The organism is Candidatus Binataceae bacterium (assembly GCA_035500095.1).
GTDB lineage: Bacteria > Desulfobacterota > Binatia > Binatales > Binataceae > JAKAVN01.
Genome location: DATJXN010000043.1, coordinates 1 through 6,847 on the forward strand (window position 1 = coordinate 1; position 6,847 = coordinate 6,847).

Genomic DNA, 6,847 nt, shown 5'->3' on the forward strand with positions numbered 1-6,847 from the left:
GCGCTTCAGCTTGGTCGGCTGCGGTTGGCATGCTCGTCTCCAGAGTGCGTGGTTCGCAACCTCACTCTGCCAAAGCGTTGGTCGCTATCCACCTCCCCATGGGATCTGCCACCCTAAGCATGGCGAGGATAACCGCAATGATTCTATCCTCGGTCTGCCACCCCCAACCTGGTTGAACAATGGCGCACGACGCAATCAGTTGAAACAGCCCGCCAACGATGAAGAACGCTGCCGCGATGCCGATCACGACCTAGGCGCTTATCAACGGTCTGATCGCCAACAACGGCCACAATCCCGAAGAGGGTTGCCGCCGCAAGATGGTGGAGACAGCTGCCCGCTGGCCTGGGCGCCCGCCTGCAATGATTTCAGCCATCTCTTCGAAATGCCACCGCGACCTTGGCCCACTGACTGTCTCTTATGGAACATCCATGCCACGCTAAAACGAGCAAATCCGCAAATCCTTGAAGTCGCAGTAGCTAACCGTGAGACGAATATAGAAGCAAACGACGTGCGGGTGATTGCAGGGCGAACTGCTGGCGTGCAAACGAGAATATCCCCCTTCACGCCCGTTCGACGGTCAGATATCGCCGTGTCGTATCGCGCGACTTCCGTTTCAATGGAAGTCCACGAGGGGCGGAGGCGGTTCTGGTGACGCGGAGCGCGCGGCCGGCGCAAGGAGGTCCCATGGAAGATCAAACTGACTCTTCAGTCCGCGGTGTCCGGCTCTTGCGGACCTCTCTTGCAATCGCGGGTGTCGATCGGGATTTATACGGGCGCTTTTGCCGGCGACGCGAGCGACACTAGGCCGGTCAAGAGCTTGCGGCGAAGGTCTGTTCACCGTGTCATGTTATTGGGGAGCGGCCGAACTCAAGTTTCGCCGAAATCGCCAACGGCGGGCACGTCGATCCGGCGGCCCTGCTTGCGTTCTTGCGCTCCACGCATAGCGACGTGAGCCATCCCGGCGCCATGCCGAACTTGGAACTCACCGACCGGCAGATCGAACAGATTTCAGCTTATCTCAGAAGTCTGCGGGCGGCGGATTGACACCTTGTCAGTGTCCGCGCGGATTGATGCTCAGCACCGGCGCGCCGCGGCCGAGCGCGATCGCCAGCGCGATTTCGTTCTGCAGTACGCCGCGGTCGATGACAGTCAGCCGTTCCCTCAATCCCCGCAATGCGTGCGGCGCCGCTTCGGCGAGGTAATCAACTGCCCCCCCGTGCGGCGGCCGATGCGAATGGTTGCCCGCGCCTGTCCTCACTTCGAGGCGCAAAGCCTCACCGCCTGCCCGTCGCATATCGACTACGACATGGCTTTCGCCCGTCGCAGCCGCAATAGCGCCGGCGACGTCGATGCTCGGATCGTCCGGGTTGGCGGCGATCGCAACAATGGAACCAGCGACGCGCGCGATCCGGCGGGGCACGAGCATGACCGCGGCGGGGGAAGCGAAAACGGCCTCGAGAAGCGACGCGAAGGGCTCCGCGGCGCGGTCGGCTGCGGCAGCTGGAGGAACGATCACAAGAATGTCCTCTGGGCGCGAGATCGCAGCTAACGCCTGGGCGGTCGCCCCGCGCACGATCTCGAACCGCCGACGCTCAAGGCGTTCCGAGGCCACCGCGAAACGGCGCTCGGCGCTTTCCGCCGCATAGTCCGCTTCGCCCGGCCCTTTCGCAAATTCGAGCGAGTTCCAGGCCGCACCGAGCGCACTGATGGCGCGCGCCGCGGGCATCGCGGCCCAATGGCGCAAGGCGACGTCATCGATGAAGAGCCCGATGAGCTCGAGGTCGAAGAGGCTCGCGAGTTCGACCGCGAGCTCGGTCGCGCTCGCTGGCGCGGCCCGCTGCAATCCGAGGAGGAGGCGACGAAAGCCGAGCGACCCCACCGTCATGACCGCTCCAGCGCGCGCGCTTCCAGCCCGCCCTCCTTGCCGAAGTTCCTGCGGATTTCGGCGTAGAACCGCAACCGGTCCTCGACCCGACGGTTGACGCTTGCCTCCGGAAAGGCGCCGTCGGCCTGCCGCTCGCCCGCCTCGAGCCCCGTCAGAAGCGCGACGCCCTCGTCGATGCGGCCGATTGGATAGACCGCGAATCGCCCTTCCGTGCAGGCTTGGACGACGTCCTCGCGCAGCATCAGATGCTGCACGTTGGCGCTCGGGATCAGGACGCCCTGCGACCCGCTCAGGCCTCGCGCCGCGCAGACGTCGAAGAATCCTTCGATCTTCTCGTTAACGCCGCCAATCGCCTGCACATCGCCGTGCTGGTTCACGGAGCCGGTCACCGCGAGATCCTGGCGCAGCGGCGTGTCGGCCAGAGCTGACATAAGCGCGTAAAGCTCCGCCGATGATGCGCTGTCACCCTCGACACCGCCGTAAGACTGTTCGAACACTAGGCTCGCGAACAGCGACATCGGCGCGTCGAGAGCATATCGCCCCGCGAGAAAGCCGCTGAGGATCAGCACGCCCTTGGAGTGGATAGGGCCGCCAAGCTCGACCTCACGTTCGATGTCTACGACCTTTCCCGCGCCCAGCCGCGTCTGGCAGGTGATGCGGGTCGGGCGGCCGAAAGCGAAGCCGCCGATCTCAATCACGCTGAGCCCATTGACCTGGCCGACGCGCGCGCCGTCGGTGTCGATGAGCGCGATGCGTTCGATGATGGTCTCCCTCGTCCGGTCGCGCAGTCGCGAGGCGCGCCGGACACGGGCCTGAAGAGCGCGCTCGACGTCAGCGCGCGCGATCGTCTCGCGCCCGGCCTCGCGCGCGCAGAAATCGGCCTCGATCAGCGTTTCGCGCAAGTTCGTGACGCTCAGCGACAGCTTGCCGGAATGATCGGCCAGCCGCGCCGCATGCTCAACTACCCTCGCGGTCGCCTCGCGCTCCAGCGCCCTCAAGCCGTCGCGCTTTGCGATCGAGCCCGCAAGGCGGGCGAAAACCGCCTCGGTCTCCGGCGTCCGCGCGAACTCGTCCTCAAAGTCGACCAGCACCTTGAAATGCTCGGCAAGTTCTGGGTCGTAGGCAAACAGCAGGAAATAGAGCAGCCGGTCGCCGGTGAGCACGACCTTCACTTTGAGTGGGATGGGATCGGGTTCGAGCGATACGGTGCTCGTGAGGCCAAGGAAGCGGCCGACGTCCTCGATGGCGATCTCTCCGCGCTTGAGCGTCCGCTTGAGCGCTGTCCAGCTGAAGGGCTCCATCAAAAGGGCGCGTGCATCGAGCAGCAAATAGCCGCCGCTCGCGCGGTGGATGGCGCCCGCCTTGATCAGCAGGAAATTGGTCACCAGCACGCCGTGCGCCGAGACGTAGTCGATGCGGCCGATGAGGTTGCCGAGCGTCGGATGAAGCTCCTCGACGAGCGGCGCGCCGGGAGCGCCGTTTTGGGCGATCAGCGGATTGACCTCGTAGCGCTCGAACGCGGCGGCTCGTGCCGGATCGGCAGTCTCGCCCTCGCCACCCTCGGCTCTCGCGGCGGCGAATATCGGCACGTTCTCGATCAGGTCCGCGCGCACCGCCTCGATATGTTCAAGGACGCGGTGCACGTCGGCGAAGGCGGTGCTTACCTCCTCGATCAGATGGTCGACCGCGTACTTGGCGGTTTCGCGGTCGAGCGCCCGGACCGCATCTCGCCGCTGCTTATCCCATTGTGGGATCAGGCGAACGATGCGCTCGAGATCCTTTTCCAGCACCGCGATCTCGGCCTGGGTCTCCGCGCGCTTGTTTTCCGGCCAGGCGTTGAAATGGTCCGGCGGCACGACCTCGCCGTTTGCCGCCGGCGCCATGGCGAAGCCGACCGGCGTGCGCAGAAGCAGGATCGATTTCTTGGCGGCCTTCTCCCTCAGCGCGGTGAAGGCCTCGAACTGCCTCTTCTGGAATGCTTCGTCGATCGCGCCGCGCCGCGTCTGGTAGTCCTCGCTCTGGAACGCCGCCGGGGCGGCGCTCTTTAGGTCCTCGATCAGCTTATGCATTGCCTCCTTGAGGCCGGCCGCGCGCCCCGAGGGGAGCTCCATCGCGATCGGCCGGTCCGGCTTCGCGAAATTGTTAACATACACCCAATCGGAAGGACCGGGGCGCGTTCGCGCTTCCTCGGCCAGCATGGCCTTGATGGCGTCACGCATCCCAACGCCCGTCCCGCCGATGACGAAGAGGTTGAACCCCGCCTTGTCGATCTTCGTGCCAAATTCCACCGCCTCGAGCGCGCGCGCCTGCCCGATCATCCCGTCGATCGGCTCGAGCTCAGCGGTGGAAGCGAAGGCCAGGCGCGAAAGGTCGCAGGCTCGGTACAGTTGGTCGGCGGAAAGCGGCCGAACCGCGCCTTTGGTTCCTCGAACCTCGCCCATCGCGCCCCCTTCGCGGCAGATCCGGCGTTGTCTCCAACGGCCACCACGAGAAGATTACTCGACTTTTCGAGCGTGCGCATTCGCCACCGCGCTCCATTCGTACCGGCTGACGCCCACACCACGAACTGTGACCTTGGCCACGCGGCACAAGGACGTGACCGCCGTCGCGACGACCTCGGCCGCGCCGGCGAGGGCGAGGATTGGCGCAACGATTTTCGACAGAAGGCGCAGCGCGGCAGATCGACCGTGCGCGCGTTCCAATCGTCGAACCTTGCAACCAGCGCGGCGTCGCCCACGCATCGCAGAGCGGCCCCGTTGAATTCCCCCGAAGGCTCGTCCGAGCAGAGGGCGTCGAAGGCATTGGGCGAGCCCCCAGGCCCACTCCAGACCTCCAGCGTTTTTGCTCCGTCCTTGACGCAAATCAAGGAGGATTAGACCGACGGATGAGATCGACAAGCGCTTTCTGCGCCGTCGTGCTATTCTTCGGGTGCGCGAGCGACCTCGTGGCGAAGCGCGGCGCGTCGGCTGCAAGCGTCGCCAGGCGGTCTATTCGTTCCTTGCCGGATTGAGGCGCTCGCGCGCCTCGCCCTTCGGCGGGCGCGTTTTCCAACGATCAACGAAGCGCGCGTAGTTGCGTTCCGCCTGCTGAGCCAGTTGGCTCTCCTGATCCCGCAGCGCCTTGACGTTATAGGCGTAGGCTGGACCCCGCCGATTGCCCTTCTTTTGTGGCCTGCCGGCCTGCAGCTCCATGGCGCGGGTCTTGTTGGCGACCAAGGCCGGCCGCGCCCAGAGGTAGTCTTGGTCCTTGGCGAGCACGTGCCAGCAAAGCACCGCCAGCTTGCGCGCCACCGCCACCGCGGCGACCTGATGGCCTCGCCTGGCCCGGATGCGAACGAAGAAGGCATGCAGCGGTCCTGGCGCCTTGGCAACGGCCCAGGCCGCCTCGACCAGCATCGCCCGAGCGTGGCTGCGCCCGACCTTGCTGATGCGGCCGTGATGAGCGGCGCCGAGCCCGGACTGCCGAACCCGAGGGTTCAATCCGAAATAGCTCACGAGCTTACCCGGACTCTCGAACCGGTGGATGTCGCCGATCGCCGCCAGAACGCCCGTCGCCACCGTCAGATTGACGCCGGTGATCGTCAGCAGCCGTTTCACGGCGCCGTCGTCGAGCGCGCCTTCGGCAATCCCGCGGTCGAGAACGGCAAGGTCCTCGGCGAGTCGGTCGAGTTCGCGCAGATGCCGGACGATCGCCTCCCGCTCGTCGTTGGGTAGCGCCTGCCGCTCGAGCCACGCCCGCCCCGGCCGATTGAACAGGTCGGAATGAGGGCACTTCGGAACGAGATGGGCGTGCAGGATCGAATGAACTTCGTTCTTGATCCGCGTGCGAATGCGAACGACCTGATAGCGGCGTGCGGTCAACCGGCGCTTGCGCTCGGTCTCCGCGTCAGGCGTCCAGATCTCCGGCAAAAACCCAGCCGCAAACAGGTTCGCCAGCGTCCCGGCGTCGACCTTGTCGGTCTTCACGTGGGCGTGCGCGATCGCCTTCACCTGCAGCGGGTTGGCGATCACGACCCGACGCACGAACCGCGAGAGAACCCGCGACACCGCCATCGCGTTGCCGGTCGCTTCGATGACCACTTCGTCGGTCGGATCCAGCTTTCCGCCCAACCCTTCGAGCGCCGTCCGGGTCATGTCGACCCGGCCGAAGCGGCGAAGCCTGCCCTCCTCCCAAACCACCACCTCGCCGAAGGTCCGGTGGATGTCGATGCCAATCACCCTCCTCATCCGCGCCTCCCGTGCCATCACATGCGGGAGCGGTGGGGCGACACGACACCTACGGATTCGCGCTCGCAGCGCAACCGGGCGAGTCGCAGAGGCGGCCAGCTACGAACGCGAGCTCTCAGCTCATCGTGCGTGATCGGCCTGCCCACACCTTCGTGCTCCCGGCGCCTCTGTCCCGGATGGTCGCACCATACGCCGCAAGCTCATCGCTCACAGCCGGGGCCTTGGGCGCCGGCCCTCTCATACCGGTTACGAATGTGATGCAAAGCTCCATTGGCGCCTGTCGACCGAAGAGAGAACTTCCGTGACAGCCCGGAGCGCCCCGAGTGATGCCGCGGGGGCCGAATTCAGTTCGAGACGGCTGACATCCTATGCCGCGCGCAGGGCTGTACGCTTGAAACCGTTGGCTTCGGACCGGACGAGTGCCCCCACCGGGTCATCGCCTCGGGTCCATTTTGGCGCATGCGCGACTATGGCGAAGACAGCGCAACGCAAACCGTTTTGATTGTCGCGGCGCCGATCAAGCGCCCGTACATCTGGGACCTGGCTCCCTCGTCGAGCGCAATCCGCCACGGCCTGAAAGAGTGCCTGCGTGTGCGCCTGCTCGAATGGCTGCCGGCCACACGGACGACCGGCGCCAACGGTCTTGCCGAGTACGCTCAAGCCATCGGCGAGCGCGTCGCGAAAATCTCGGGCGAACGCGAAGACTGGAAGCCCTCCCTTCTCGGTCACTCGCTGG

5 protein-coding genes are annotated in these 6,847 nt (G+C 65.5%); 1 reads left to right on the forward strand and 4 read right to left on the reverse strand.

Annotation, left to right across the window (positions count from 1 at the left end):
• Nucleotides 1–1,051 precede the first annotated feature (1,051 nt).
• The 4 genes from VMI09_04985 to VMI09_05000 all read right to left on the reverse strand — a co-directional run bounded on the left by VMI09_04985 (nucleotide 1,052) and on the right by VMI09_05000 (nucleotide 6,093).
• Nucleotides 1,052–1,726, reverse strand: coding sequence for a hypothetical protein (locus VMI09_04985; GenBank protein ID HTQ24029.1), 675 nt, complete (start codon nucleotides 1,724–1,726; stop codon nucleotides 1,052–1,054).
• A gap of 155 nt (nucleotides 1,727–1,881) precedes the next feature.
• Nucleotides 1,882–4,326: an AAA family ATPase gene (locus VMI09_04990; protein ID HTQ24030.1), complete on the reverse strand. Its 2,445-nt coding sequence runs from the start codon at nucleotides 4,324–4,326 to the stop codon at nucleotides 1,882–1,884.
• A gap of 54 nt (nucleotides 4,327–4,380) precedes the next feature.
• Nucleotides 4,381–4,587 carry a hypothetical protein gene (locus VMI09_04995; protein ID HTQ24031.1) on the reverse strand — a complete coding sequence of 69 codons (207 nt, stop codon included), beginning with the start codon at nucleotides 4,585–4,587 and terminating at the stop codon, nucleotides 4,381–4,383.
• Between the two features lie 285 nt (nucleotides 4,588–4,872).
• Nucleotides 4,873–6,093, reverse strand: coding sequence for an IS110 family transposase (locus VMI09_05000; protein HTQ24032.1), 1,221 nt, complete (start codon nucleotides 6,091–6,093; stop codon nucleotides 4,873–4,875).
• Nucleotides 6,094–6,570: 477 nt separating this feature from the next.
• Between VMI09_05000 and VMI09_05005 the strand changes: the two genes are divergently transcribed.
• Nucleotides 6,571–6,847 (forward strand): hypothetical protein (locus VMI09_05005; protein HTQ24033.1); only part of this gene is annotated, 277 nt, incomplete at its 3' end.